The sequence below is a fragment of the Verrucosispora sp. CNZ293 genome (assembly GCF_002754655.1).
Window position 1 is genome coordinate 5264356 of sequence record NZ_PEFR01000001.1, and the last position, 26000, is coordinate 5290355.

A 26000-nucleotide genomic window follows, 5' to 3' on the forward strand; every position below is an offset into this window, starting at 1 on the left:
GATCCCTGCGCCGGTCGGGCTGCCCGGAAACCCTTTCGGTGGGTACGCGTCATCCGTCCGCTGGCGGGTGGGGTCTGTGGTGGTGGGGGTTCGTCCGTCTGTGGTGGGGGCTCGTCCGTCTGTCGCGGTCTGGTGCTTTGGTTCAGGTTTTTTGGGTGCGGGCTACGAGGGTGGTGTAGGGGAGCGTGATGGTGTCGCTGGTGGTCAGGTCGGGGTGGGTGTGTAGGAGGGTGCGGACCTGGTGGTCGACCTCGGCGCGCCGGGCGGGTGTGGCGGTCAGGTAGTGGGAGCGGGTGCGGACCAGGCCGAGCAGTTCCTCGGGGGTCAGCGTGGTGGTGTGGGTGAACTCGGCCCACTGGGGAGCGGTGAACGAGTCGCCGAAGTCGGTGACGCTCTGCCGTAGGTGCTCGACGGTGTCGCCGATCTCGGCGATCCGGCTCAGCTCGGCCACCCAGTCGACGCCGTCGTCCCGCAGGTTCCAGATCGGGGCGAAGACCCCACCGGGCCGCAGCACCCGGGCGATCTCGGCATGCGCCCGTGACCTGTCGAACCAGTGGTACGCCTGGCCGGTGAGGACGGCGTCGGCGTACCCGTCGGGCAGCGGTACCGCCTCGGCGCTGCCGTCGAGGGCGTGCACAGCGGAATCGGCAGAGGCCAGCTGGGTCCGCATGCCGGGGTCGGGTTCGACGGCGGTCACCCGGTGGCCCAGGGTGAGCAGCCCACGCGCCAGGATGCCGGTCCCGGCGCCGAGATCGACAAGTTGCGCGGGGGCGTCGATGCCGTCGAGCGCCCACCGCAGCGCCGCCACCGGATAGCGGGGGCGGTACCTGTCGTAGTCGGCGGCGGCGGACCCGAAGGAGAGGGCCCCGGTGGGGTCGGTCATGGCGGGCAGACTATCCAGTAACGGTCGCGGAGGGGTTTGAGTACGCTCGGCCCTGACCCCGCCCGAATTCTCCCGCTGAGGAAGCGTGCCGTGACCCAACAGAGCCCTGTGCCAGTCGACCCCGCCGACGACCTTCCCGAGCAGATGAAGGTCCGCCGGGAGAAGCGGGACCGGATGCTCGCCGACGGTGTGCAGCCCTATCCGATCGGATACCCGCGTACCAGCACGCTGAGCCAGTTGCGCGAGCGCTACGCCGACCTGGCCACCGACACCGCCACCGGCGACCGGGTCTCGGTCACCGGTCGGGTGATCTTCGTGCGGAACACCGGCAAGCTCTGTTTCGCCACCCTGCGCGAGGGTGACGGCACCGAGTTGCAGGCCATGCTGTCGCTGGACCGGGTCGGCGCGGACCGGCTGGAGGACTGGAAGCGCCTGGTGGATCTCGGCGACCACGTCGGGGTGACCGGAGAGGTGATCACCAGCCGCCGGGGTGAGTTGTCGGTGCTGGCCGATGAGTGGGCGGTCACCGCCAAGGCGTTGCGCCCGCTTCCGGTGGCACACAAGCCGCTCAGCGAGGAGGCCCGGGTCCGGCAGCGCTACGTCGACCTGGTCGTCCGTCCGCAGGCGCGGCAGATGGTGCGTACCCGGGCGGCGGCGTTGCGCAGTCTGCGCGATTCGTTGCACGGCGAGGGTTACCTCGAGGTGGAGACCCCGATGTTGCAGTTGCTCCATGGGGGTGCGACCGCCCGGCCTTTCGTGACCCACAGCAATGCACTCGACACCGATCTGTATCTTCGAATCGCTCCGGAACTGTTTTTGAAGCGTGCCGTCGTCGGTGGCGTCGAGCGGGTCTTCGAGATCAACCGCAACTTCCGTAATGAGGGCATCGACTCTTCGCACTCGCCCGAGTTCGCCATGCTGGAGGCGTACGAGGCGTACGGCGACTACAACACGATGGCCGAGTTGACCCGCAATCTCGTCCAGCGGGCGGCGATCGCGGTCTCCGGATCGACTGTGGTCACCCACGCCGACGGTCGGGAGTTCGACCTCGGTGGCGAGTGGCGTTCGGTCACCCTCTTCGGCGTGCTTTCCGAGGCGCTCGGCGAGGAGGTCACGGTGCACACCGAGCACGCTCGCCTGGTCGAGTACGCGGACAAGGTGGGCCTGGCCGTCGACCCCAAGTGGGGGTCGGGCAAGCTCGCCGAGGAACTGTTCGAGGAACTGGTCGTACCCGGTCTGGTGGCACCCACGTTCGTGCGTGACTACCCGGAGGAGACGAGTCCGCTGACCCGGTCCCACCGCAGCGTGCCGGGCCTGGCCGAGAAGTGGGACCTGTACGTGCTCGGTTTCGAACTGGGCACCGCGTACTCCGAGCTGGTCGACCCGGTGGTGCAGCGGGAACGGCTGGTGGCCCAGGCGCAACTGGCTGCTCGGGGCGATGACGAGGCGATGCGACTGGACGAGGACTTTCTCCGGGCGATGGAGTACGGAATGCCGCCGGCCGGTGGCATGGGAATGGGAATCGACCGCCTCCTGATGGCGCTGACCGGCCTGGGAATTCGGGAAACCATCCTCTTCCCGTTGGTCCGCCCGGAGTAGTCGTACGGAAACTTTCCGCCTCGTTACCGCATCCTATTGACGCGACAAGCATCAGACGGGTTATTGTGCTTCTGCAGTTGGCAGGATCAACCCTGCTCGAAAGGAATGTGGGACGTGGCCAAGCAGATCATTCACAAGCTGGTCGATGACCTGGACGGCGGGGACGCGGACGAGACCGTCAAGTTCGCGCTCGACGGTGTTCAGTACGAGATCGACCTGTCAGGTTCGAACGCCGAGAAATTGCGCGAGGTATTCGCCCCGTACATCGCCCACGGCACCAAGGTCGGTCGCGGCGGTGTGGTCGTCGGCGGCCGGGCTGCCCGTGGTCGGGGCGGTGCCACCGCCGACCGCGAGCAGAACAAGGCCATCCGGGCCTGGGCGCGCAAGTCGGGTAAGGACATCTCGGACCGGGGCCGGATCCCCCAGGAGATCGTCGACGAGTACCACTCGAAGGCCGGTCACTGAGACCGACCCGCAGTACGGTCAGCCACGACGCCGGCCCGGAGACGCTCCGGGTCGGCGTCGCCGTCGCCGGGGACTATTCGGGGCGTACCGCGCGTTGTCCACAGCCAGTGGACGCGTTGTCCACAACCTGTGGATGGCCCGTCGTGGTGCCGTCCCGGGCCGGGACGCCCCCGTGCGGTGTTCCCGGAGGTCCCGACCGCCGGGTCGAATTTCGCTCTGCGCGTACACAGACCACGCCCGGAACACCCGTTGAGCGTGGATGGTTGTGCAAAACGACGCGTACCGGGCCTACGACGCAGACACACGAGGTCAGCCGAGTCGGCTCGCGGCGATAGAGTAATGAGGCGCGGACGCCCGTCCCGGGCGCTTGCGTATCCGGCCCCGCCGAGAGTCTTGACCACCAAGATCGAGTGCGCACGGCACGTGAGGAGCACGAGGGCATGTTCGAGCGGTTCACCGACCGAGCGCGACGGGTTGTCGTCCTGGCCCAAGAAGAGGCCCGGATGCTCAACCACAACTACATCGGTACGGAACACATCCTGCTGGGTCTGATCCACGAAGGTGAAGGCGTCGCGGCGAAGGCCCTGGAGAGCCTCGGCATCTCCCTGGAGGGCGTCCGCCAGCAGGTCGAGGAGATCATCGGCCAGGGTCAGCAGGCACCGAGCGGGCACATTCCGTTCACGCCGCGGGCCAAGAAGGTGCTGGAGCTGTCGCTACGTGAGGCGCTTCAGCTCGGCCACAACTACATCGGCACCGAGCACATCCTGCTCGGGCTGATCCGTGAGGGTGAGGGCGTCGCCGCCCAGGTGCTGGTCAAGCTCGGCGCCGACCTGAACCGGGTCCGCCAGCAGGTGATCCAGCTGCTCTCCGGCTACCAGGGCAAGGAGCCGGCTGCGGCCGGCACCGCGCCGGGTGAGGCCGCGCCGTCGACAAGCCTGGTGCTGGACCAGTTCGGTCGGAACCTGACCCAGGCCGCCCGGGAGGGCAAGCTCGACCCGGTGATCGGGCGCGAGAAGGAGATCGAGCGGGTGATGCAGGTGCTCTCCCGCCGGACCAAGAACAACCCGGTCCTGATCGGCGAGCCCGGCGTCGGTAAGACCGCAGTGGTCGAGGGACTGTCCCAGAAGATCATCAAGGGCGAGGTGCCCGAGACGCTCAAGGACAAGCAGCTCTACACGCTCGACCTGGGCGCGCTGGTGGCCGGTTCCCGGTACCGCGGTGACTTCGAGGAGCGCCTCAAGAAGGTGCTCAAGGAGATCCGCACCCGGGGCGACATCATCCTGTTCATCGACGAGATCCACACCCTCGTCGGCGCTGGTGCGGCCGAGGGCGCGATCGACGCGGCGAGCATCCTCAAGCCGATGCTGGCCCGTGGTGAGCTGCAGACCATCGGCGCGACCACGCTCGACGAGTACCGCAAGCACCTGGAGAAGGACGCCGCGCTGGAGCGGCGCTTCCAGCCCATCCAGGTCGGCGAGCCGTCGCTGGCGCACACCATCGAGATCCTCAAGGGCCTGCGGGACCGGTACGAGGCGCACCACCGCGTCTCGATCACCGACGCGGCGCTCGTGGCTGCCGCGACGCTTGCCGATCGGTACATCTCCGACCGGTTCCTGCCGGACAAGGCGATCGACCTCATCGACGAGGCCGGTGCCCGGATGCGGATCCGCCGGATGACCGCGCCGCCAGACCTGCGCGACTTCGACGAGCGCATCGCGCAGGTGCGCCGCGACAAGGAGTCCGCGATCGACGCGCAGGACTTCGAGCGCGCCGCGCAGCTGCGGGACAAGGAGAAGCAGCTGCTGGGCCAGAAGGCACAGCGGGAGAAGGAGTGGAAGGCCGGTGACCTGGACGTCGTCAGCGAGGTCGACGACGAGCAGATCGCCGAGGTGCTCGGCAACTGGACGGGCATCCCGGTCTACAAGCTGACCGAGGAGGAGACCTCGCGCCTGCTGCGCATGGAGGACGAGCTGCACAAGCGCGTCATCGGCCAGGAGGACGCGGTCAAGGCGGTCTCGAAGGCGATCCGGCGTACCCGGGCCGGCCTGAAGGACCCCAAGCGCCCGTCGGGCTCGTTCATCTTCGCCGGCCCGTCCGGCGTGGGTAAGACCGAGCTGTCCAAGGCTCTCGCGGAGTTCCTGTTCGGCAGCGAGGACGCCCTGATCCAGCTGGACATGTCCGAGTTCCACGACCGGTACACCGTCTCCCGGCTGGTGGGTGCCCCTCCCGGCTACGTCGGCTACGACGAGGGCGGGCAGCTGACCGAGAAGGTGCGGCGTCGGCCGTTCAGCGTGGTGCTCTTCGACGAGATCGAGAAGGCCCACCCGGACGTGTTCAACACGCTCCTGCAGATCCTGGAGGACGGTCGGCTCACCGACGGTCAGGGCCGGATCGTGGACTTCAAGAACACGGTCATCATCCTGACCACCAACCTGGGCACCCGGGACGTCGCCAAGGCGGTCTCGCTGGGCTTCCAGGCGTCGGAGGACTCCGAGTCCAACTACGACCGGATGAAGCAGAAGGTCAACGACGAGCTCAAGCAGCACTTCCGGCCCGAGTTCCTGAACCGGATCGACGACACAATCGTCTTCCACCAGCTGCGCGAGAACGAGATCCTCTCGATCGTGGACATCATGATCCAGCGGATCGAGACCCAGCTGCGGAACAAGGACATGGGCCTGGAGCTGACCGACAACGCCAAGAAGTACCTGGCGAAGAAGGGCTTCGACCCGGTGCTCGGGGCGCGTCCGCTGCGTCGCACGATCCAGCGCGACATCGAGGACAACCTCTCCGAGCGGATCCTGTTCAACGAGCTGACCCCGGGTCAGATCGTCGTGGTGGACTGCGACGGCGACCCGAACGACATCGACAAGTCCAAGCTCGTCTTCAAGGGGTCTGACCGGCCGGTGGAGGTGCCGGACGCCGTGCCGGCCGACCTCGGCGGGACGACGGCCCCCGCTGGCGCGGACGAGTAGGTAGTCAGCCGAAAGCAACGACGGCCCGGTGGCGAATGCCACCGGGCCGTCGCCGTCTGTCGGGGATCGGCCCCGGTCTGCCTCGCTGCCCGTCCGGCCCGCTGCCCGCATCGAGTCGGGCGAGCGGCTGTCGGGCTGCGGTGCCGGGCGGGGGTGAACCGTTCAGGGGGCTGCGTCCGCGCGCCGGCTGCCCACCTAGGGTCGATGTCTGATTCGTGGGTATTTGTCGTGACGGCGGTCACGGTTTGCCTGGGCATGGACCGGTGCCGGGGGCCGTTGTACCGGGAGTAACCGCGACGGCCGCTGCCTCCGGCCCACCCGGAAATGCCGGGCCCGCAGAGGTCGTCGCAGATCCGGGCAGGCGCGTCCGCGCCGCCTCATCCCGACGCGGTATCCGCATCCTCCCTTCTCCTGGTGTCGTGTCGATCCCCCGAGACGGAAGGCAATGATCATGACGAGTTCGATCCGCAAGGCTGTCCTGACCGCCGCCGGTGCCGTCTGCGCCGGTGGAATGATCGCCGGCCCGGTGGGCGCGCTGGCTGCTCCGCCCAGCTCGGACCCGCTGACCGCGGTGACCGAGCGGGGGCACGGCAAGGGCGAGCGACAGCTCAAGGTGCGCTACCAGGCCCAGCCGAACTTCTACTACTGCGGCCCGGCGGCGGTGCGTAACACCCTGAGCATCCTGAACAAGGACGTGTCCCAGGACGACCTGGCCCGCGAGATGGGCACCACCGAGCGGGGCACCGACTCGGCGTACCTGATCACCGAGGCCCTCAACCGCAAGGCCGGCAAGGATGTCTACCGCACGGTTGAGATCCCCGGTCAGGCCGCCGATCGCGCCGAGACCAACAGGCTGCGCGAGGACGTCGTCCGTGCCGTCGACGATGGCCGGGGCGTGGTGGCCAACGTGGTCGGCACCGCCACCGACCTGGCCGGGGGCAGCCACACCTTCGAGGGTGGCCACTACATCGCGGTGACCGGTTACCGCGACGGCGGCGACCAGATGAAGATCGCTGACTCGGCCGACGCCGCCCGGGCCGAGTACTGGATCAGCACCGACGCGCTTGCCGACTGGATCGCCAGCCGCGGCTATTCCGCCTGATCCATCAGCCGAAAATCGAACGCTGAGGGCCGGTCCCGTTCGGGGCCGGCCCTCAGCCTGCCACCGGTTATCGGTGGGTCGTCGACGATGACCGGTCCTCAGCCGGCCACCGGTGCCGGTGGGCCATCCCCGATCAGTCGGAACGAGGCGTCGCCGACCGGCTCGACCAACCCGTCGGTGACCAGGCCGGCAAGTGCGCGAGCGCGCTGCACCTCGTCCGCCCAGACCTGGTCCAGGCGCTGGTGCGGTACCGGGCCGCTGGCCTCCCGCAGCACCCCCAGCAGCAGGCCGCGCACCTGACGGTCGGTGCCCGCGTACCGCTGAGGGCGGCGGGTCGGACCGGGTGGAGCGGGCTGCCCGGAGGCCCGCCAGGCGCAGGTCGACTCGACCGGGCACGCGTCGCAGCGAGGCGACCGGGCGGTGCAGACGACCGCCCCCAGTTCCATGATCGCGGCGCTGGCCAGGGCGGCAGCGGCCGGCTCGGCGGGCAGCAGCTCCTCGGTGGCGACCAGATCCGCGGGTCGGGTGGTCGGGCCGGCATCCGGTTCGCCGGCCACCGCCCGACAGACCACCCGGCGGACGTTCGTGTCGACCACCGGGTGACGCTGGCCGTACGCGAAGGCGGCCACCGCCCGGGCGGTGTACGTGCCGACGCCGGGCAGCGCGAGCAACTGCTCCAGCCGGTCCGGTACCGCGCCGCCGTGGCGCTCCACGATGGCCGTCGCGCAGTCGTGCAGCCGCACCGCTCGACGGGGGTAGCCGAGCCGTCCCCACATCCGGATCGCCTCGGCCGGACTCGACGCGGCCAGCGCGGCCGGTGTCGGCCAGCGCTCCAGCCACGCCAGCCAGGCGGGCACCACCCGGGCAACCGGGGTCTGCTGAAGCATGACCTCGCTGACCAGGATCGCCCACGGGCTCACCTCGGGCCTGCGCCACGGCAGGTCCCGCGCGTGCTGTTCGTACCACCGGCTCACCCGGCCGGCGAATGTCGCCTCTGTCATCGCGCGCCGATGATGTCACGTGCGCTGATCCCGCCGATCGGACGGTCGGGCGGGCCGACGCCGACGGCGGCTGACGATCGGGCAGAATGCCCGGATGAACGAGCTTGCGATCACCGTCATCGGCCGGGACCGGCCCGGCATCGTGGCTGACGTCGCCGAGGTGCTCGCCCGGCTCGGGGCCAACCTCACCGACAGCACCATGACCCGGCTACGGGGACACTTCGCGATGACCCTGATCTGCGTCGGCCCGGCCGCCGCCGAGGTCGAGGCTGCGCTGGCACCACTGGCCGCCGATGGTCAGCTGCTGGCGACCGTCAGCGCGGTGACGCCGGACGGTGAGACGGCACCGGCCGGTGAACCGTACGTGATGGCGGTGCACGGTGCCGACCGGATGGGCATCGTGGCCGCGATGACGCGGGTGCTTGCCGACGCCGGCGGCAACGTCACCGACCTGAGCACCCGCCTGGCGGGGGCGCTCTACGTGGTGGTCGCCGAGGTGGAACTGCCCCCGGGTACCGCCGACACGCTCGCCGGCCGGCTGTCCGAGGCCGCTACCGGTCTCGGCGTCGAGGTCACCCTCCGGCCCGCCGAACCGGACGTGCTGTGAGCGGCGCACTGGACGGGCCGAAGCTGGATCCGCAGGCCGAGGCGTACGTGGGCCTCGGTGACTGGGTACCCGAGTCGCTTGGCGGCGGCCAGGTCATCCCGGTGGTCTGCGCCCCGGACCCGGTGCTCAGCCGGCCGGGCGACGAGGTCGACCCGACCGCTGGTGAGACGGTACGACTCGCCGCCGACCTGGTCGCCACGATGCGGGTGTCGCCCGGCTGTGTCGGACTGGCGGCTCCACAGGTCGGGGTGAGCGCTCAGATCTTCGCGGTGGACGTCACCGGGCATCCCAAGACGGTCACCGGGCATGGTGTCTTCGTGCTCTGTAACGCCCGGGTGGTCGAGGCGACCCGGTGGAAGGCCGGCCGGGAGGGGTGCATGTCGGTGCCGGACCTGACTGGTGACGTGAAGCGGGCGAGCCGGCTGGTGGTGGAGGGCGCGCTGCCGGGCAGCGGCGAAACCGTACGCCTGGTGACGGACGGCTTCGAGGCACGTGCCCTGCAACACGAGATCGACCACTGCGCCGGAGCGCTGTTTCTGGACCGGGTGGCCGGCGCACACGCGATCTACCAGCGAAAGGTCTACCTCTGAGCCGGAGCGGCAGTTGCGCTGAGTGACCGTCGCCGGAGCGAACCGTCGTGAATGGAGGGTCGGATCCGATGGGTCGGGCGAGCCACGGCGCGTCGCTGCCGTCCGTCGCACCCGCCGCCGCTACGGTGGAGACATCATGCGTCTGACGGTCGGCCCCCTGCCTCCCACCGTGTACTGGCGGCGTCGCGCCGTCGTGCTCGGTGCGGTGCTGCTCTTCCTGATTGTCCTGCTCTACTCGTGCAACGGGCCCGACGGGGGCAACGACGCGACAGGGAACGGGCAGCCCGAGCCGGGCGTGACGACCGGCGCGCCGGAGCCGACGGGGTCGGTGCTGACCCCGCAGACCGGTTCACCGCCGTCCGGTGATGCCGGGGCGGACCCGTCCACCCCGGGGGACGAGGCCGACTCCGGTCCGGACACCGAGCCGAGCCTCAGCAACGACCCGCCAGCCGTGGATCCGGTCGCGGACGAGGGTAACTGCGCGGACAGCGAACTCTCGGTGACCGCAGTGGTGCTGCCCGCGCAGGTGGCCTCGGGGGCCACAGTCGACCTGAACCTGAAGGTCCGTAACAGGTCGGATCGGACGTGCAGCCGAGACGTCGGCGCCACCGCCCAGGAGCTTTACCTCAAGGCCGGTGCCGAGGTGGTCTGGTCCTCGGACACCTGCGGCACGGCCGCCGGGTCGGACGTGCAGTCCTTCACCCCCGGCTTCGAACGCTCGTACCAGGTCAACTGGAACGGTAAGGACAGCAGCCGGTGCGCCAACGGGGTGGCCAACGGACCTACCGTGCCGGCCGGCACGTACCAGGTCTTCGCCCGGGTGGGCACCAAGCTGAGCCAGCCCGCGAAGCTGGTCATCAGGTAGTCAGCGCTCAGCGGCGGTCGGAAATCCTCGGGCCGCCCGGCGTATGCCGCGCTCGGCCGGGGATCTCCGGCAGCCGGTCAGACGTAGCGTTCCAGGATGGACGCCTCGGCCAGCCGTGACAGCCCCTCGCGGACGCCCCGGGCCCGGGCGTCACCGACGCCCTCGACCGTCTGGAGATCCTCCACCGTGGCACCCAGCAGCCGTTGCAGGCTGCCGAAGTGCACCACCAGCCGGTCGACCACGGCTGTCGGAAGCCGGGGTACCTTGGCCAGCAGCCGGAACCCGCGCGGGCTGACCGCGGCGTCCAGCGCGTCCGAGGCGGCCGGATAGCCGATCGCCTTGGCCACCGAGACCAGGTCGATCAGTTCGGTGGCGCTGAGCAGGTCCAGCTCGACAAGCGCCTCGTCGAGAGTCCGGGACTTGCGGCCGGTGGGCAGGTAGTCGCGAATGACCAGGGTGCGGTCGGCGTCGACGCCGGCCATCAACTCGTCAAGCTGAAGGGCGAGCAACCGCCCGTCGGTGCCCAGCTCCACCACGTAACCGGCGATCTCGTCGGCGATCCGGCGGACCATCTCCAGTCGCTGCACCACCGCCACCGCGTCACGTACGGTGACCAGATCCTCGATCTCCAGGGCGGACAGGGTGCCGGAGACCTCGTCCAGGCGGAGCTTGTACCGCTCCAGCGTGGCGAGCGCCTGATTCGCGCGGGAGAGGATCGCCGCCGAGTCGTCGAGCACGTGCCGCTGGCCGTTGACGTAGAGGCTGATGATGCGCATGGACTGGCTGACCGAGATGACCGGGTAGCCGGTCTGGCGGGCGACCCGCTCGGCGGTGCGGTGCCGGGTGCCGGACTCCTCGGTCGGGATGGTCGGATCGGGCATCAGGTGCACCGCCGCCCGGACGATCCGGGTCCCGTCGCTGGAGAGCACCACCGCGCCGTCCATCTTGCACAGCTCGCGGACCCGGGTCGCGGAGAATTCGACGTCCAGCGGGAAGCCGCCGGTGCAGAGGCCCTCGACCACCTTGTCGTAGCCGAGCACGATCAACGCGCCCGTCCGACCCCGCAGGATCCGCTCCAGCCCGTCGCGCAACGCGGTGCCCGGTGCCATCAGAGCCAGGTTGGCGCGCAGCGGGTCTCCGGCGACGCCGCCCCCGGTCACGCTCACGCTGATCGGTCGGGCGGGCGAGCCCACGGCAGCGGTGCGGGCGTGGGGCGTCGCGCCGGCAGGCTTGGTGGTATCGCGGTCGATCGGCACGGGCACAGTCTACGGACTGCCCTGCGGTGGGTGCTCTCGCGGTTACTGTGATGTGTCACGATTCCGCCCGGCCTGCCCGGTGGAGGGCTCACTCCGCTGACGCCCGCGCCGCCGCCTGCAACGCCGAGCGGACATCAGTGACCTCGATCACTCGCAGCTGCTCCGGGCCGGCGCCGGTGCTCGTCGGACCGCAACCGGGCGGCACGAGAGCGAGCCGGAAACCGAGCCGGGCCGCCTCGGCCAGCCGCCGTGGCACCGCGCCCACCCGGCGTACCTCGCCGGTGAGGCCGACCTCACCGATCGCCACCAGGTGCGGCGCGATCGCCAGGTTGAGCCCTCCGGAGGCGACGGCGAGGGCGACCGCGAGGTCGGCCGCGGGCTCCACCACCCGGATGCCGCCCACGGTGGCCGCGAAGACCTCCCGGTCGTGCAGGGTGAGCCGTTCGGTACGGCGCTGGAGCACCGCCAGCACCATCGCCAGCCGGGCGGAGTCCAGCCCGGAGACGGTACGCCGGGGCGAGCCGGCCACCGTGGCGCCGATCAGCGCCTGAACCTCGGTGAGCAGTGCCCGACGCCCCTCCATCGCCACCGTCACGCAGGTGCCCGGGACCGGCTCGGAGTAGCGCGTCAGAAACAGCCCGGACGGGTCGGCGAGGCTGCTGATGCCGCCCTCGTGCATCTCGAAGCAGCCGACCTCGTCGGCGGCGCCGAAGCGGTTCTTGACACCACGCACCATCCGCAGGGACGAGTGCTTGTCGCCTTCGAAGTGCAGCACCACGTCGACCAGATGTTCGAGCACCCGAGGACCGGCGACCTGGCCGTCCTTGGTGACGTGGCCGACCAGCACGGTGGCGATTCCGCGTTCCTTGGCCACCGCGACCAGGGCGGCGGTGACCGCTCGGACCTGGGTCACCCCGCCGGGTACGCCCTCGGTGCCGGTGGTGGAGATGGTCTGTACCGAGTCGAGGACGAGCAGGCCGGGCTTGACCGCGTCGAGATGACCGAGCACCGCCGCGAGGTCGCTCTCGGCGGCCAGGAAGAGCTGGTCGTGCAGGGTGCCCATGCGCTCCGCCCGCAGCCGCACCTGGCTGACCGACTCTTCACCGCTGACCACCAGCGACGGGCTGCCCGCCCCGGCGGCCCACTGCTGGGCGACGTCGAGCAGCAGGGTTGACTTGCCGACCCCCGGCTCCCCGGCGAGCAGCACCACGGCACCGGGGACCAGGCCGCCACCGAGGACACGGTCCAGCTCGCCGACCCCGGTGGGCCGGGCCCGGGCCGGTGCCGCGCTGATGGTGGCGATGGGTCGGGCCGGCTCGGCGGGCATCCGTGAGCTCACCACCCGACCCGAGACGGTCGGGCCGGTGATCGTGCACTCGACCACGGAACCCCACTCGCCGCACTCGGGACAGCGTCCGACCCACTTCGGTGGTTGGTGTCCGCAGGCGTCGCACTCGTACGCGGGGCGGGGCTCGCGAGCGGCGGCCCGGCCTCGCGAGCCGGTGCCCGCCCGGGACGGGGTCGATCGGGAGATGCTCACCCGACCGACGCTAACCCCCGGGTACGACGACGGCGCCGTCGGCATGGCTGCACCACGCCGACGGCGCCGTCGGGACGCACCTGGACGGGCTCAGTGGCCGCCTTCGCCCTCGTACTCGGTGTGCCGCTCGATGACCGGAGACGGCTGCGGCGCCGGGGAGAGCGGTACGGCGATCGGCGCGGGGGTGGTGACCGTCTCGCCGTTGAAGTCGAAGGTCAGCGTGACATTCTGGCCGGCGAGCAGGGCCTCGTTCAGCCCGACGAGCTGGAGCACCTGCTCACCCTCGGTGTTCAGCTGCACGTAGCTCAGCGGGGGGATCTCGATCCGGGCCGGACCGGTGGAGGGCGATTCGGTCGGGCTGGGCGACGGCGAGTCGTCCGGCGACGGCGAGCTGTCCGGCGAGGCGGAGTTGTCCGGCGAGGCTGAGTTGTCCGGCGAGGGGGAGCCCTCGGGGGACTGCTCAGGTGACGGGGAGACGGTCGGCGACGGGCTCGTCGCGGCGGCGACCGTGGTGATCACCACCTCACGGGCGTCCGGCGAGGTGACGGTCACCGTCACCGGGTCTCGGGAGTCGTTGTAGAGGACGACGTTGAGCGGGGCGTTTTCGCCGGCCTGGTAGCCCTCGACACCGGGATAGGCGACCAGGGCGCCGCGTACGGCGTACTTCCCGTCGCCGGCCTGGATGTTGGCGCCCTGGACCGACGGCACCTTGTTGGCCGTCTCGGAGATCTGGCCGGCGCCGCACCCGGACAGCAGCAGCCCGGCTGCCGCCGCGATCCCGGGCAGCAGCACGGCAGCCCGCCGGGAACCCCTGATCGAGCGCGTCACGTCGGTCCTCCTCGTCACGATCACTCCCGGCTCACCCGCCGGAACCGCTGGCCATACCCGCGCAGACCGGGCTCCAGGGTAGTTGGAGCTGATCGTGGCCCGCACGCGGACCCGGCGGGGCCACCTGCCGGGGTGAGAGCTCAGACCAGTCGACCGCTCGTGACCAGCAGGACGACGTCGATCAGGGCGACCAGCAGCACCGCCCGGAAGGCGGCCACCGGCCGAGCCCCGGCGCGTTCGTCGACCCGGCCGAGGTGCCAGGCGACGATGAAGATCACGACGGCGGCGACGACCGCTGCGAGGCCCACGCCCGTCGGTGGTCCGGGCGGTCCGAGCACAAGTGTGACGGTCGCCGCGATCAGCAGTCCGACGGCGGCCGCCCGGCTACCCGTCGGGCCGAGCCGGTGCGGTAGCCCGCGCACCCCGGTCCTGGCGTCGTCGGCGAAGTCCGGCAGCACGTTCGCGAAATGGGCGCCCGCACCGAGCAGTGCCGCCGCGGCAACCAGCCAGGCCGGCGGGGCCGGCGCACCGGGCAGGGCCAGCACCACGAAGGCGGGCAGCGCGCCGAAGGAGATCGCGTACGGCAGCACCGAGACCGCCGTGGACTTCAGCGGCCAGTCGTAGAGCAGCGCCGAGACCAGGGCGACGATGGCGCAGAGCGCCGCCGCCGGGTTGGTCGTCAGAGCCAGGGCAACTGTTGCCGTCGCGGCCACGGCGGCGGCCACCGCGACGGTACGCCGCCCGAGCGCGCCGGAGGCCAGCGGCTTGTCGGTACGCCCGACCGTGGCGTCGCGATCCGCGTCGAGCAGATCGTTCGTCCACCCGACCGTGAACTGGCTGGCAGCCACGGTGAGCACCACCGCGACGACGCCGCCGGGTGGATGACCGACGCCGACGGCCAGCAGGCCGGCCACTGTGGTGACCGCCGCGGTCGGCTCCGGATGGCTCGCTCTGACCAGCCCTAACACCGTCGACGACATAACGGAAGTCTGGTCGTTACCGGGGAGTCGTGCCACGCTCGTTGCCATGCGTGACGCTGGCCTCGTGCTGCCCCGCAATGATCCGCGCCAGTACGACGACCTGGCGGACGAGTGGTGGCGGCCGGATGGCGTGTTCGCCATGCTGCACTGGCTGGCCCGGGCAAGGGCCGCGCTGGTGCCCCCGGCGACGCGACCCGGCGCGCTCCTGGTCGACCTGGGCTGTGGGGCCGGGCTGCTCGCCCCGCACCTGGCCGGCAAGGGCTACCGACACGTGGGGGTGGACCTCACCCGCTCGGCGCTGGCTCAGGCGGCGGCGCACGGCGTGACGGCGGTCAACGGCGACGCCACGGCGGTCCCACTCGTGGACGGGTGCGCCGACGTGGTCGCCGCCGGCGAGCTGCTGGAGCACGTACCGGACTGGCGGGCGGCGGTGGCCGAGGCGTGTCGTCTGCTGCGCCCCGGCGGACTGCTGGTGCTGGACACCCTGAACGACACCGCGCTGGCCCGGTTGGTCGCTGTCCACATCGCCGAGCGACTGCCGACAGTGCCGCGCGGCATCCACGACCCGCGGTTGTTCGTGGACGATCGCGAGCTGGTCGCCGAGTGCGCCCGGCACGGCGTCGACCTGCGGGTGCGGGGTGTCCGGCCGGGCGTACCGGGGCTGCTGCGGTGGCTGGTCCGGCAGGTGCGGGGTGCCGCGACGCCGACCGGTCAGGCACCACGCATCGTGCCGACCGGGTCGAGGGCGGTGCTCTACCAGGGCCACGGGCTACGCGACGGATAGCTGATCCAGGTGAGGGTATGGGAATGGCCGAAGAGGGGGTTCCATCCATGACCGAGCGCAGTGGAGCGTCGGCGGCGGCTCGGCGGCTGGCGCCCCGACTGGCGGCGCGGGCCGCCACGCACGACCGGGACGGTTCGTTCCCGGTCGATGACTTCGCCGACCTGCGTACGGCGGGGCTGTTCGGTCTGATGGTCCCCGCCGAACTGGGCGGTGCCGGTGCCACCTTCGCGGAGTACGCGGCCGTCGCCACCGAGCTGGCCCGGGGCAACGGCGCCACCGCGCTGGTGTTCAACATGCACGCTTCGGTGACCGGGGCGCTCGGCGCGGTCACCGAGGAGCTGGCCGAGGCGCTCGGCGTACCGGCGGAGGCGCTGGCCGCCCGAGACCGGCTGTTACGGGCGGCGGCCGATGGGTCGTGGTACGCGGTCGCGATGAGCGAGCGGGGCGCGGGCGCCCGGCTGTCCCAGCTCGCCACGGTCTACGAGCCGGTCGACGGAGGCTGGCGGATCAAGGGCAGCAAGACCTTCTGCTCCGGTGCCGGTCACGCCGACGGCTACCTGGTGGCCGCCCGCAGCGCCGCCGATCCGTCGGTGGTCTCGCAGTTCCTGGTGCCGGCCGGCGAGGGTCTCACCGTCGAGCCGACCTGGGACGCCCTCGGCATGCGCGCCACCGCCTCGCACGACCTGCACCTCGACGTCACGGTCGAGGCCGATCGGCTGCTCGGCGGGGTCGAAGGGCTGGCCCTGGTGGTGGCCCAGCTCATGCCGCACTGGCTGGTGGCCAGTTACGCGGCCGTCTACGTGGGGGTGGCCCGGGCGGCTGTCGACGCCGCCGCCGAGCACCTGAACGCCCGCAACCTCGCCGGGCTGCCGGCGGTACGGGCCCGACTGGGCCGCGCCGACGCCGCGGTGGCGGCGGCCGAGCTGGTGGTCGCCGAGGCCGCCCGACGGGTGGACGAGGCACCTGGCGACGAGGAGACAAACAGGTGGGTGTGGCGGGCGAAGCTGCTGGCCGGCACCACCGCGGCGGAGGTGGCAGCGTCCATGCTGGAGGCGGCCGGCACCTCGGCCACCCGACGGGGTCATCCGCTGGAGCGGCTGTACCGCGACGCCCGGTGCGGATCGCTGCACCCGGCCACCTCCGACGTCTGCGCCGACTGGCTCGGCATCGCCACACTCGGCGGTGACCCGGACCGTGACGGATCGACTCCTCGTTGGTGAGCGTGAGGAAGGAGCTCAAGGGCTCCGCGTGCGTACGAGTGCTGGGCTGATGAGCGTCAGATGTGAGCTTGCGAGAGGAAGGTGGGACCGTGTCCGTACCGGTGATCGCGGGCCTGGGCACGGCCCATCCGCCCTCGGCTGACCAACAGGAGTTGTGGGAGAGGTTCTTCTCCCAGCACTTCTCCGGCTCCACCCGCGCGCTGGCCGAGCGGATCTTCGCGCACTCGGGGGTGACCCGGCGGCAGGCGGCGGTCAACCCGCTACTCGAGGACGTCTCCGACTGGCCGACCGAGCGCCGGATGCTCCGCTACCAGGTTGAGGCGCTGCCGCTGGGCAAGGAGGCGGTCGGCCGGGCACTGACCGCCGCCGGGCTGGACGCCCAGGACGTCGGCCTCTTCGTGGTGTGCTCCTGCACCGGGTACGCCACCCCGGGGCTGGACATCCTGCTCGCCCGGGACCTGGGCATGGCCGCCACGACCCAGCGGATGTTCGTCGGTCACATGGGCTGCTACGCGGCCCTGCCGGGGTTGGGCGCGGCGAGTGACTTCGTCACCGCACGGGGGCGTCCCGCGCTGCTGCTCTGCGCCGAGTTGACCAGCCTGCACCTGCAGCCCTCCACGGCTCGGATGGACACCCAGCAGATCGTCTCCCACGCACTCTTCTCCGACGCCGCGGTCGCCGCCGTGGTCGTGCCCGGTGGTCGGGGGTACGCCGTGCGTGAGGTCGCCTCGGTGACCGACACCTCCACCGCGGACCACATGACCTGGGAGGTCACCGACACCGGCTTTCGGATGGGGCTGTCGCCGAAGGTGCCGCAGGTGCTGTCGACGCACGTCCGGGGTTTGGTCGACGAGGTGCTGGCCCGGCACGGCACCCGCCGGTCGGAGGTGGACGGCTGGGCCGTGCACCCGGGCGGCCCACGCATCCTCAACGTGGTGGAACGTGAGTTGGGGCTGTCGCCCGCCGCCATGGCGGCGTCCAGGGAGACGTTGAGCGAGCACGGGAACTGTTCCTCGCCGACGGTGCTGTTGATCCTCGACCGTCTGTTCCGGTCGGCACCGGCACCGCGTCGGGTGGTGATGCTGGCCTTCGGTCCCGGCCTGACGCTCTACGCGGCCCTGCTGGAACGCCACGCCTGACCTTTCGGCGGGGCTACTCTTCAAACATGGACGTCGATGCCATTCATCGGCTACGCGGGGCCCTTCTGGTCGCCGTCGGGGTGGCGGCGTTGACCCTCGGTGGCTGGTGGTGGCGGGTGCAGGCTCCGGAGGTCGCCAGCGGCGGTGTCGCGCCGGGCGGGTCGTCGGCCGCCACGTACTGGCGCGAGGATGAGGTCACCGGCGAGGTCGTGCGGGAGTTTCCCGGTGCCGCGGCCTCCGTGCTCGTCGACGCGCGTACCGGCGCGGTGGCGGGGGTGGGCGGCGAGTCCCGGGGGCCTGCCGACGCCACGCGGCCGGGTTGGAGCCGCGCCAGTGGGGCTGAGCTGGTGTGGACCGAGCGGGCCAGGCTCAGCTCCGGCGGTGTGGTCGTCCGGCAGACCCAGATGAGCTCCGGTGAGCGGCACCTGTTGCGCCTGAGCTGTACCGGTCCGGGGGAACTGCTGGTCGCCGTGCGGGGTGCACGGTCAGCGGCCCCGATGACGGTGGCCTGTGACGGTGGTCTGATCCTGGTGGAAGTCACAGGTACCGGCGCTCCGGTGCGGTTGTCGTTCTCGCCCGCCGGCTCGGATTCGATCCAGGTCGAGGCTCGGTTGATCGCTCTGCGCTGAGCGGCTGTCGGCGCTCGCCGTGGGTCAGCCGGCCAGCCGGGACAGCTCGGCCCGGTGATCGCTGATCGAGGCCACCTCGGGCACCATCAGCGTGATTCGGCCGGTTCGGTCGGCGAGCAGGGCGGTCACGCCGTCCGGGCTGGCCGGCACGTGCAGAAAGGCGCGCAGGCCGCCGGCGGGATCGGCGAGGGCTCGAACCGGGGCCCCGGCCGGCGCTGCCCGGGGCCGGGTGTCGGCTACGGTGACCACGGTCACCCCGGGCGGTGCCGACCTCGCCGCCTCGGCGACCTGCTCCGGGCAGGTGCAGCCGTCCACCAGCAGCACCACGACCGGGAGCAGCCCGCGTAGCGGCACCGGCGACTGCCCGGCGTCGACCAGGTCCAGCGCGGGCAGGGGACGGCCGGTCAGCTGTGCCGGCGTCGGCTCGGGCGTGCTGGCGCTCGGTCCGGTCCGGCCGGCCCGGAGCCAGGTGACGGCGGCCAGGCCGGCGATGGTGGTGAGAACCGCGACGATCAGCACGATCACCGGTCCGGTAGGCGGACGCCAGCGACGGCGGCCCGCCGCCGCCCGCCGCAGCTCGCGACGGATCTGCTCGGCCTCGTCCGCCAGGGCCGCTATGTCGTCCGGAATGACCACCCGGCCCCACTCCGGCGGCAGGTCGGGCAGTCCGGGACCATCGGCGTCAGCCTTGCCCATTACGACCCCCTGAAACCTCACAGGTGCGCGGACGCGGCACTCGTCAAGCGTCCCGCACCGGGCCGGGTACCGCTACCGCTGCCCGCGTCGAGCTGCGGCGGGATACCATGGAACGGGTGCGTAGCCCTTGATCTCCAGCGCGGTGTGTTGCAGGGCCTCGGCGCTTGCTCTCCCGGATCTCCACGTCCATGACGGTGATGTCCGGGGGGTCATCCCAAGGTTACTGAGCGTGTTCGAATCATCGTCTGGATGGTCTGTCAAGCCGAAGAAATACCTCTCACAGGGCCCCTGAGCTGCGCCAACGGTCAGGACAGCGGTGAGACATCGGTGCCTGAGCGTGTTACCCTAGACACAGCGAAAGGGGTTTCGAACCTATGGTTTTCAGTGTCGGCGAGACCGTTGTTTACCCCCACCACGGGGCCGCACTCATCGAGGCAATCGAGACTCGGGTCATCAAGGGCGAGCCCAAGCAGTACCTCGTCCTGAGGGTCGCGCAGGGTGACCTGACGGTCCGGGTACCGGCCGAGAACGCCGAGATCGTGGGTGTGCGCGAGGTGGTGGGCGAAGAGGGCCTCGGCAAGGTCTTCGACGTTCTCCGGGCTCCGCACACCGAGGAGCCGACCAACTGGTCGCGGCGTTACAAGGCGAATCTGGAGAAGCTGGCCTCCGGCAACCCGCTGAAGGTGGCCGAGGTCGTCCGCGACCTGTGGCGTCGCGAGCGGGAGCGGGGGCTGTCCGCGGGCGAGAAGCGCATGCTCGCCAAGGCCCGTGACATTCTGGTCGGCGAGGTGGCGCTGGCCGAGAAGAGCACCAAGGACGAAGCGGAGACGCTGCTCGACAAGGTGCTGACCGAGGCCTAGTCCACGCAGCATCGTCGTACCCGATTAGTAGTGAACAAACCGTCGAGGACCGCGACGTGACCGCGCAGCTCAATCCGCGCGGTGACGTCGCGGTCCTCGTGCCTGCGGCCGGTGCCGGCGTACGCCTCGGGCCCGGCCGTCCGAAGGCGCTGCGGCTGCTGGCCGGTGAACCGCTGCTGGTGCACGCGGTCCGTCGGTTGGCCGCAGCCGCCTCGGTGCACAGCATCGTGGTAGCCGCTCCGGCCGCGGAGATCACCTCCGTGCGTGCGCTGCTCGCGCCGATCGCCCCGGTGACCGTGGTGCCCGGTGGCGCGGAGCGGCAGGCCTCGGTGGCCGCCGCGCTCGCTGCGGTACCCGCCGGCCCCGAGATCATCCTGGTGCACGACGCGGCCCGCGCGCTCACCCCGCCCGCACTCGTGGAGTCGGTGGCGGCCGCGGTCCGGGCTGGTCATGACGCGGTGATCCCGGTGCTGCCGGTCGTCGACACGATCAAGGAGGTCGACGCGGACGAGATGGTGCTCGGCACCGTCGACCGGGCCGCGTTGCGTGCCGTGCAGACCCCCCAGGGATTCCGCCGGACGGTGCTGACCGCCGCGCACGCCGCTGCCGCCGACGCCCTCACCGACGACGCCGGGCTGGTGGAGAAGCACGGCGTGCCGGTGCATTGCGTGCCCGGTTCGGAGCACGCCCTGAAGATCACCAGGCCGTTCGATCTGGCGCTGGCCGAGCATCTGCTGGCGACAGCCCGCTAGCGCGTACCCTCAAATCATGATCGTTCCTCGGGTGGCCATCGGGACCGACGTGCACGCCTTCGAGGTTGGTCGGCCGTGCTGGGTCGCCGGTCTGCACTGGCCGGATCAGGACGGCCTGGCCGGGCACTCGGACGCGGACGTGGCCGCCCACGCTGCCTGCAACGCGTTGCTCTCGGCCGCCGGTCTGGGCGATCTCGGGGCCAACTTCGGGGTGGGCCAGCCCGAATGGGCCGGAGCGAGTGGGGTGGCCCTGCTCACCGAGTCGGCCCGCCGGGTACGCTCCGCCGGTTTCGCCATCGGCAACGTGTCGGTGCAGGTGGTGGGGAACCGCCCGAAGATCGGCCCACGTCGGGACGAGGCGCAGCAGGTGCTGTCGGAGGCCGTCGGCGCACCTGTCACCGTCTCCGCCGCCACCACCGACGGCCTGGGCTTCACCGGGCGCGGTGAGGGGCTCGCCGGGATCGCCGTCGCCCTGGTGTACGAGCAGCCGAGCGCCTAGGCTCGCCGCGATGTCCCCCGACGTCCCCACCGACCCGCCCGCCGCCGACGGCTACCTCGAACGTGCCACGCTCCTCGCTGAGCTGGGCCGTTACGACGAGGCCGTGGCAGAGCTGGGCTTCGCCCTGGCCCTCGACCCGGCCGACGCCACGGTGTCGACGATGCTGGCCCGGGTGCAGTTGGCCGCCGGCCGACCGACCGAGGCGCTCGCCGCCGCCGAGGCAGCGGTGGCCGCCGCGCCGGGGCAGGTGCCCGCGCTCGTTGCCCGTGGGCTGGCCCTCGGCGACCTCGAACGGTACGCCGAGGCCGCCCGTACCGCCGACGAGATCCTGGCCCTGGGGCCGGCGGACGCGTACGCCCAGCGCAGCGCGGCGGCGATCCTGGCCGGCTCCCGCAACGGTCAGCCGGCGTTGAACGCGGCCTGGCGCGGGGTGGAGCTGGCCCCCGAGGAGCCGCAGGGCCACCTGGTGCTGGGTCTGGTCGCGGCCAACATGCGGATGTACGACCTGGCGGAGCGGGCCTACCGGGAGGCGCTTCGACTGGACCCGCGACTCGCGGAGGCGGGCGAGGACGTCGGGGTGCTGCGGCTGGAGCAGCGGCGGTGGAGCAGCGCGCTGGAGCGGCTTGCCGAAGCGGCGGTGGCGAGCCTGCCCCCGACGGATCCGCGCCGCGCCGACGAGGTGCGCGACGAATCGAGCCGGCCGGACGAGGCCGGCGACGAGCCGGACCGGCCGGGACGTGACCCGGACGAGGCGGAGCGTTCGGCGGCTGGCGACGTCGACGCCAGCCGTCCCGGCGGGCCGGAGGAACGCCCGAGCTGGCCGGCGCAGGGCGCAGACATACCCACCGGCGGGCCGGTGCCCGGTCGCGCCGGAGACTCGGAGCGGGGGCGTGGCGAAGCCTGGCCGGCCGGGCCGGACCAGACCGGTACCGGGCCGGTCGTGGCACGCCAGCCGGTGCCGGCGGCGCTCCGGCAGTTCGTGCTCTGGGGAGCCGGTTGGTCGGTGGTTGCCGCCACAGTGGTCGCCTGTTCGACAGCGACCGGCTCCGGGTTCTCCCGACTGCTGGCCGTGGTGGCGGCCGTTGGCGGTGGCATCGTGCTCCGGCAGCACGCGTCCCGGCTGCCCGGCCTGACCCGGACCGTGCTGCCGGTGCTGCGGCGCACCGACCGTCCGCTCGCCCTGGCCGTCTACGCGGCCGCCGCCGCGCCGGTGCTGATCCTGCTCTACGCCCTGACCGGCAGCCCGTGGCCACTGGTCCTGGCCATCGCGGTAGCCACCGCCGCCCGGTTGGCGATCGTCGGCAGGCCGGTCGCCTGACCGACGACAGCCGGGCTCCGCAGGGTCGCGCCACGGCGCGACCTCAGGGGCGGCGCGCCCAGGTCCAGGCGTACCCGTCGTCTTCGCACTCGGCCGCCGCGTCGCAGAGGTCGAGCGGGCGGAAGGTGTCGACCATGACCGCCAGTTCGTCGAAGAAGTCCACGCCGATGGAGCGTTCCGCCGCGCCTGGCTGCGGTCCGTGGGTGAAGCCGGACGGGTGCAGCGAGATGGAGCCCTGCTCGATGCCGGAGCCGCGCCGCGCCTCGTAGTTGCCCCCGGTGTAGAAGAGCATCTCGTCGGAGTCGACGTTGTGGTGGTGGTAGGGCACCGGAATGGCGTCCGGGTGGTAGTCGACCTTGCGGGGAACGAACGAGCAGATCACGAAATTCGGGCCGGCGAAGGTCTGGTGCACAGGTGGCGGCTGGTGGATCCGGCCGGTGATCGGTTCGAAGTCGTGGATGGAGAACGCCCAGGGGTAGAGGTGCCCGTCCCAGCCGACCACGTCGAACGGGTGGTTGGCGTAAACGTGCCGGGTCCAGCCGCGTCGGTGGCGGACCAGCACCTCGACGTCGGTGCCGTCGACGAGCAGCGGGGTGTCCGGCCCCCGGACGTCGCGCTCGCAGTACGGCGAGTGTTCCAGGAACTGTCCGCGTACGGAGAGGTAGCGCTTGGGCGGGCCGATGTGCCCGGACGCCTCCACGGCGAGCAGCCGGGTCGGGGCGTCTCCGGTGGGTACCAGCCGGTGCACCGTCGAGGTCGGGATGATGACGTAGTCGCCGGGCACCGCGTCGAGCACACCGAACGTCGACTCGACCCGCAGGGTGCCCGCCTCGACGTAGAGGCACTGGTCGCCGGTGGCGTCGCGGAACAGCGGGGACGGGCGGTCGGCCAGCACGTAGGCGATCCGCACGTCGTCGTTGGCGAGCAGGTACCGCCGGCCGAGGATCGGGTCCGCGCCGGTCCCGTCGAGCTTGTGGGTACGCAGGTGACGGGGCTTGAGCGGCAGATTGGGCGCCCGGGTCACGGCCGGCGGGGTGAACTCCTCGGCGGCGACGATCGCGGTCGGAGCGTAACGGTGGTAGAGCAGGGAGGAGTCGGAGGAAAAGCCCTCCTGGCCCATCAGCTCCTCGGTGTAGAGGCTGCCGTCCGGCTGCCGGAACTGGGTGTGGCGCTTACGTGGCAGCTCGCCGACGCTGCGGTAGTACGGCATCTCGCCCTCCCGGTCCGCTGCGTCCGATAACCGGACGCTGTTGTCCGCTTCTTGAAGCGTCCCGTACATTCTTGTCTCGTGTCAACGCAGCTGCCCACTCTTGTCGCTGGCCTGGTCGACGACGCCGCGGTCTTTCCGCCCGGCAGTGCGCCGCTGCCGGACGCCGTGACCGCCCACCGGCGGCACCGCACCGCGTGGTACGCCGACCTGGTCGGCCCGCTGCTGCTGCCCGCCTCGACGATCACGGCGGGCGAGCTGAGCGGTCTGGTCGACCCGGCGGAGAACGTCGCGATCGGGCTGATCGGTGACACCGGGCTCGACAGGCTGCCCGTCGCGCTGTCGTTCCTGCCTCCGCTCGGGGTGACCGCCCGGCAGATCGAGGCGCCGGTCGCCCGCCGGGGCGAGGATTCGCAACCTGGGCTCGCCGAGCTGGTGAAGCTCGCCGAGCGGCTGGACGGCGTCCCCGTCTACGCGGAAATCCCGCTCACCTTCGGCCTGATGGGCGCGCTGGACACCCTCGCTGACGCACGTGCCCGCGGCGTGCCTGTCGCCGCCAAGTTCCGCACCGGTGGGCTGGCCGCCGAACTGTTCCCCACACCTGCCGAACTGGCCGCGGTGATCTGCGCCTGCCGGGACCGGGAACTGCCGTTCAAGCTGACCGCCGGGCTGCACCACGCGGTCCGGCACGTGGACCCGGAGACCGGCTTCACCCACCACGGATTCGGCAACGTGCTCGCCGCGACCCTGGCCGCCGCCGACGGGGCGACCGTCGGTGCCGTCGCCGAGCTGCTCACCGTCCGCGACGAGCGGCCGCTGGTCCAGGCGGTCGACGGTCGGCACGACTCGGCGCGCCCGCTGTGGGTGGGGTTCGGGTCGTGCAGCATCGTGGAACCACTAACCGATCTGATCCGGCTCGGGCTGGTGAACGGAGGCGTCGAGTCATGAGCGAGAGTCAGCCAGTGAGCTGGGTGCCGGGTGCGGCGGGTTCCGGGTACGGGGTGCACCACCTGCCGTACGGGGTGTTCCGGGTGGGCGACGCCGAGCCGCGCATCGGCGTACGGGTCGGCGACCTGGTCCTGGACCTGGCCGGCGCGGAGGCCGCCGAGCTGGTGCTGGCCGGCGGTGCGCTGCGTCAGTCGACGCTCAACTCGTTCCTTGCGCTGGGCCGTCCGCAGTGGACCGCCGTACGGGATCGGATCGCCGAGCTGCTCACCGACCCGGCGCATCGGGCGGCGGTGGAGCCGCTGCTCGTGCCGCTGGCACAGGTGCGGATGGAGCTGCCCTTCGAGGTCGCCGACTACGTCGACTTCTACTCCTCGGAACACCACGCGTCGAACGTCGGCCTGATCTTCCGTCCCGGCCAGCCGCCGCTGCTGCCGAACTGGAAACACCTGCCGATCGGCTACCACGGCCGGGCCGGCACGGTGGTGGTCTCCGGCACCCCGGTGGTCCGACCACAGGGGCAGCGGCCCAGCTCCGAGGGGCCGACATTCGGTCCCTCGGCGCGGCTGGACATCGAGGCCGAAGTCGGGTTCGTGGTCGGCGTACCGAGCCCGCTCGGCCGCCGGGTGGCCGCCGCCGACTTCGCCGACCACGTCTTCGGTGTCGTGCTCGTCAACGACTGGTCGGCGCGGGACATCCAGGCCTGGGAGTACCAGCCGCTCGGGCCGTTCCTGGGCAAGTCGTTCGCCACCTCGGTGGCTGCCTGGGTCACCCCGCTTGACGCCCTGCGGCACGCGTTCGTCGCCGGCCCGGAGCAGGATCCGCCGGTGGCGGACTATCTGCGGTGCGAACCACACCTGGGGCTGGACCTGCGGCTGACGGTGATCTGGAACGGGGAGCCGGTGAGTGAGCCACCCTTCGCCGGCATGTACTGGACCCCGGCCCAGCAGTTGGCGCACCTCACCGTCAACGGTGCCGCGCTGCGCACCGGCGACCTCTACGCCTCCGGCACCGTCTCCGGCCCCCGCCGGGACCAGGTCGGCTCGTTCCTGGAACTCAGCTGGGGCGGCACCGAGCCGGTCACCGTGGGCGGGACCGAACGTACCTTCCTCGCCGACGGTGACACGGTGACGATCACCGCCACCGCACTCGGCCCGGACGGCACCACCCTCACGTTGGGCGAGGTCACGGGCACTGTCCTGCCAGCGAACTGACCTGAACCCGACAGCTGTCCTTGATCGCACAGCGGGTGCGATCAAA

24 protein-coding genes and 1 pseudogene are annotated in these 26000 nt (G+C 71.4%); 17 read left to right on the plus strand and 8 right to left on the minus strand.

The features are described 5' to 3' along the window. Nucleotides 1-142: 142 nt before the first annotated feature. A complete protein-coding gene (locus CLT74_RS24005) occupies nt 143-883 on the minus strand; it encodes a class I SAM-dependent methyltransferase (protein WP_099849061.1) in 741 nt (246 codons plus the stop codon). Between the two features lie 90 nt (nt 884-973). Here CLT74_RS24005 and lysS point away from each other — a divergent pair, with 90 nt between their 5' ends. From lysS to CLT74_RS24025, 4 genes are all read left to right on the plus strand, one after another. Continuing rightward, nucleotides 974-2482, plus strand: coding sequence for a lysine--tRNA ligase (lysS, locus tag CLT74_RS24010; protein WP_099849063.1), 1509 nt, complete (start codon nt 974-976; stop codon nt 2480-2482). A 114-nt stretch (nt 2483-2596) separates the two neighbouring features. Continuing rightward, nucleotides 2597-2947, plus strand: a complete 351-nt coding sequence (locus CLT74_RS24015) for a histone-like nucleoid-structuring protein Lsr2 (protein WP_308442350.1) — start codon at nt 2597-2599, stop codon at nt 2945-2947. A gap of 440 nt (nt 2948-3387) precedes the next feature. Continuing rightward, nucleotides 3388-5922 (plus strand): ATP-dependent Clp protease ATP-binding subunit, encoded by a 2535-nt coding sequence (locus CLT74_RS24020; protein ID WP_099852754.1) that lies wholly within the window; start codon nt 3388-3390, stop codon nt 5920-5922. A 448-nt stretch (nt 5923-6370) separates the two neighbouring features. Beyond that, nucleotides 6371-7024, plus strand: a complete 654-nt coding sequence (locus CLT74_RS24025; RefSeq protein WP_099852759.1) for a C39 family peptidase — start codon at nt 6371-6373, stop codon at nt 7022-7024. A 98-nt stretch (nt 7025-7122) separates the two neighbouring features. On the opposite strand, the gene CLT74_RS24030 is transcribed toward CLT74_RS24025, so the two are convergent. Beyond that, complete coding sequence (locus CLT74_RS24030) at nt 7123-8025, minus strand: A/G-specific adenine glycosylase (RefSeq protein WP_099849067.1); 903 nt, start codon at nt 8023-8025, stop codon at nt 7123-7125. Between the two features lie 94 nt (nt 8026-8119). On the opposite strand from CLT74_RS24030, the gene CLT74_RS24035 reads away from it, so the two are divergent. The 3 genes from CLT74_RS24035 (at nt 8120) to CLT74_RS24045 (ending at nt 10087) form a co-directional block, all read left to right on the plus strand. Further along, nucleotides 8120-8632 carry an ACT domain-containing protein gene (locus tag CLT74_RS24035; protein ID WP_099849070.1) on the plus strand — a complete coding sequence of 171 codons (513 nt, stop codon included), beginning with the start codon at nt 8120-8122 and terminating at the stop codon, nt 8630-8632. Then, on the plus strand, nt 8629-9222 hold the full coding sequence (locus CLT74_RS24040) for a peptide deformylase (protein WP_199172249.1): 594 nt from the start codon (nt 8629-8631) through the stop codon (nt 9220-9222). The genes CLT74_RS24035 and CLT74_RS24040 overlap by 4 nt, the downstream gene beginning before the upstream one ends. A gap of 136 nt (nt 9223-9358) precedes the next feature. Beyond that, nucleotides 9359-10087 carry a hypothetical protein gene (locus CLT74_RS24045; protein ID WP_099849072.1) on the plus strand — a complete coding sequence of 243 codons (729 nt, stop codon included), beginning with the start codon at nt 9359-9361 and terminating at the stop codon, nt 10085-10087. Nucleotides 10088-10164: 77 nt separating this feature from the next. Here the strand turns inward: CLT74_RS24045 and disA are convergent, their stop codons facing one another. The 4 genes from disA to CLT74_RS24065 all read right to left on the minus strand — a co-directional run bounded on the left by disA (nt 10165) and on the right by CLT74_RS24065 (nt 14691). Continuing rightward, complete coding sequence (gene disA, locus CLT74_RS24050; RefSeq protein WP_099849073.1) at nt 10165-11343, minus strand: DNA integrity scanning diadenylate cyclase DisA; 1179 nt, start codon at nt 11341-11343, stop codon at nt 10165-10167. Between the two features lie 88 nt (nt 11344-11431). Further along, nucleotides 11432-12928 carry a DNA repair protein RadA gene (radA, locus tag CLT74_RS24055; protein WP_486582554.1) on the minus strand — a complete coding sequence of 499 codons (1497 nt, stop codon included), beginning with the start codon at nt 12926-12928 and terminating at the stop codon, nt 11432-11434. 45 nt (nt 12929-12973) lie between these two features. Beyond that, nucleotides 12974-13711: a hypothetical protein gene (locus CLT74_RS24060; protein WP_099849075.1), complete on the minus strand. Its 738-nt coding sequence runs from the start codon at nt 13709-13711 to the stop codon at nt 12974-12976. Between the two features lie 140 nt (nt 13712-13851). Beyond that, on the minus strand, nt 13852-14691 hold the full coding sequence (locus CLT74_RS24065; RefSeq protein ID WP_099849077.1) for a UbiA family prenyltransferase: 840 nt from the start codon (nt 14689-14691) through the stop codon (nt 13852-13854). A 46-nt stretch (nt 14692-14737) separates the two neighbouring features. Here CLT74_RS24065 and CLT74_RS24070 point away from each other — a divergent pair, with 46 nt between their 5' ends. The 4 genes from CLT74_RS24070 to CLT74_RS24085 all read left to right on the plus strand — a co-directional run bounded on the left by CLT74_RS24070 (nt 14738) and on the right by CLT74_RS24085 (nt 18463). Further along, entirely contained in the window at nt 14738-15475 is a 738-nt protein-coding gene (locus CLT74_RS24070) for a methyltransferase domain-containing protein (RefSeq protein WP_099849080.1), read from the plus strand. Nucleotides 15476-15522: 47 nt separating this feature from the next. After that, on the plus strand, nt 15523-16695 hold the full coding sequence (locus tag CLT74_RS24075; RefSeq protein WP_099849082.1) for an acyl-CoA dehydrogenase family protein: 1173 nt from the start codon (nt 15523-15525) through the stop codon (nt 16693-16695). Nucleotides 16696-16784: 89 nt separating this feature from the next. Next, complete coding sequence (locus CLT74_RS24080) at nt 16785-17834, plus strand: type III polyketide synthase (protein ID WP_099849084.1); 1050 nt, start codon at nt 16785-16787, stop codon at nt 17832-17834. A gap of 26 nt (nt 17835-17860) precedes the next feature. Beyond that, entirely contained in the window at nt 17861-18463 is a 603-nt protein-coding gene (locus CLT74_RS24085) for a hypothetical protein (RefSeq protein WP_099849086.1), read from the plus strand. A gap of 24 nt (nt 18464-18487) precedes the next feature. Here the strand turns inward: CLT74_RS24085 and CLT74_RS24090 are convergent, their stop codons facing one another. Next, nucleotides 18488-19159, minus strand: coding sequence for a hypothetical protein (locus tag CLT74_RS24090; RefSeq protein ID WP_099849088.1), 672 nt, complete (start codon nt 19157-19159; stop codon nt 18488-18490). 374 nt (nt 19160-19533) lie between these two features. Here CLT74_RS24090 and CLT74_RS24095 point away from each other — a divergent pair, with 374 nt between their 5' ends. The 4 genes and pseudogenes from CLT74_RS24095 to CLT74_RS31540 all read left to right on the plus strand — a co-directional run. Next, nucleotides 19534-20019 carry a CarD family transcriptional regulator gene (locus CLT74_RS24095; protein ID WP_007073334.1) on the plus strand — a complete coding sequence of 162 codons (486 nt, stop codon included), beginning with the start codon at nt 19534-19536 and terminating at the stop codon, nt 20017-20019. A gap of 56 nt (nt 20020-20075) precedes the next feature. Continuing rightward, nucleotides 20076-20771 (plus strand): 2-C-methyl-D-erythritol 4-phosphate cytidylyltransferase, encoded by a 696-nt coding sequence (gene ispD / locus CLT74_RS24100; protein WP_099849090.1) that lies wholly within the window; start codon nt 20076-20078, stop codon nt 20769-20771. 13 nt (nt 20772-20784) lie between these two features. Beyond that, on the plus strand, nt 20785-21270 hold the full coding sequence (gene ispF, locus CLT74_RS24105) for a 2-C-methyl-D-erythritol 2,4-cyclodiphosphate synthase (RefSeq protein WP_099849093.1): 486 nt from the start codon (nt 20785-20787) through the stop codon (nt 21268-21270). A gap of 10 nt (nt 21271-21280) precedes the next feature. After that, nucleotides 21281-21955 (plus strand): annotated as a pseudogene (locus CLT74_RS31540) (tetratricopeptide repeat protein); the annotation flags it as partial. 676 nt (nt 21956-22631) lie between these two features. On the opposite strand, the gene CLT74_RS24115 reads toward CLT74_RS31540, so the two are convergent. Beyond that, the gene (locus CLT74_RS24115) at nt 22632-23798 is read right to left on the minus strand and encodes a cupin domain-containing protein (protein ID WP_099849099.1); all 1167 of its coding nucleotides are present in this window, start codon (nt 23796-23798) and stop codon (nt 22632-22634) included. Between the two features lie 78 nt (nt 23799-23876). Between CLT74_RS24115 and CLT74_RS24120 the strand changes: the two genes are divergently transcribed. Together CLT74_RS24120 and fahA are read left to right on the plus strand one after the other, a co-directional pair. Continuing rightward, the gene (locus CLT74_RS24120; protein ID WP_099849102.1) at nt 23877-24743 is read left to right on the plus strand and encodes a hypothetical protein; all 867 of its coding nucleotides are present in this window, start codon (nt 23877-23879) and stop codon (nt 24741-24743) included. A gap of 14 nt (nt 24744-24757) precedes the next feature. Further along, nucleotides 24758-25954: a fumarylacetoacetase gene (gene fahA, locus CLT74_RS24125; protein WP_099849104.1), complete on the plus strand. Its 1197-nt coding sequence runs from the start codon at nt 24758-24760 to the stop codon at nt 25952-25954. Nucleotides 25955-26000: the final 46 nt, after the last annotated feature.

Bases quoted from the DNA above. Each gene is read 5' to 3' on its own strand.
- CLT74_RS24030 (WP_099849067.1), bottom strand. From the start codon at position 8,025: ATGACAGAGGCGACATTCGCCGGCCGGGTGAGCCGGTGGTACGAACAG.
- CLT74_RS24045 (WP_099849072.1), top strand. From the start codon at position 9,359: ATGCGTCTGACGGTCGGCCCCCTGCCTCCCACCGTGTACTGGCGGCGT.
- CLT74_RS24090 (WP_099849088.1), bottom strand. From the start codon at position 19,159: ATGGGCAAGGCTGACGCCGATGGTCCCGGACTGCCCGACCTGCCGCCG.
- radA (WP_486582554.1), bottom strand. From the start codon at position 12,928: ATGCCGACGGCGCCGTCGTCGTACCCGGGGGTTAGCGTCGGTCGGGTG.
- CLT74_RS24095 (WP_007073334.1), top strand. From the start codon at position 19,534: ATGGTTTTCAGTGTCGGCGAGACCGTTGTTTACCCCCACCACGGGGCC.
- CLT74_RS24005 (WP_099849061.1), bottom strand. From the start codon at position 883: ATGACCGACCCCACCGGGGCCCTCTCCTTCGGGTCCGCCGCCGCCGAC.
- CLT74_RS24115 (WP_099849099.1), bottom strand. From the start codon at position 23,798: ATGCCGTACTACCGCAGCGTCGGCGAGCTGCCACGTAAGCGCCACACC.
- CLT74_RS24075 (WP_099849082.1), top strand. From the start codon at position 15,523: ATGACCGAGCGCAGTGGAGCGTCGGCGGCGGCTCGGCGGCTGGCGCCC.
- CLT74_RS24070 (WP_099849080.1), top strand. From the start codon at position 14,738: ATGCGTGACGCTGGCCTCGTGCTGCCCCGCAATGATCCGCGCCAGTAC.
- CLT74_RS24035 (WP_099849070.1), top strand. From the start codon at position 8,120: ATGAACGAGCTTGCGATCACCGTCATCGGCCGGGACCGGCCCGGCATC.
- CLT74_RS24020 (WP_099852754.1), top strand. From the start codon at position 3,388: ATGTTCGAGCGGTTCACCGACCGAGCGCGACGGGTTGTCGTCCTGGCC.
- CLT74_RS24085 (WP_099849086.1), top strand. From the start codon at position 17,861: ATGGACGTCGATGCCATTCATCGGCTACGCGGGGCCCTTCTGGTCGCC.
- CLT74_RS24065 (WP_099849077.1), bottom strand. From the start codon at position 14,691: ATGTCGTCGACGGTGTTAGGGCTGGTCAGAGCGAGCCATCCGGAGCCG.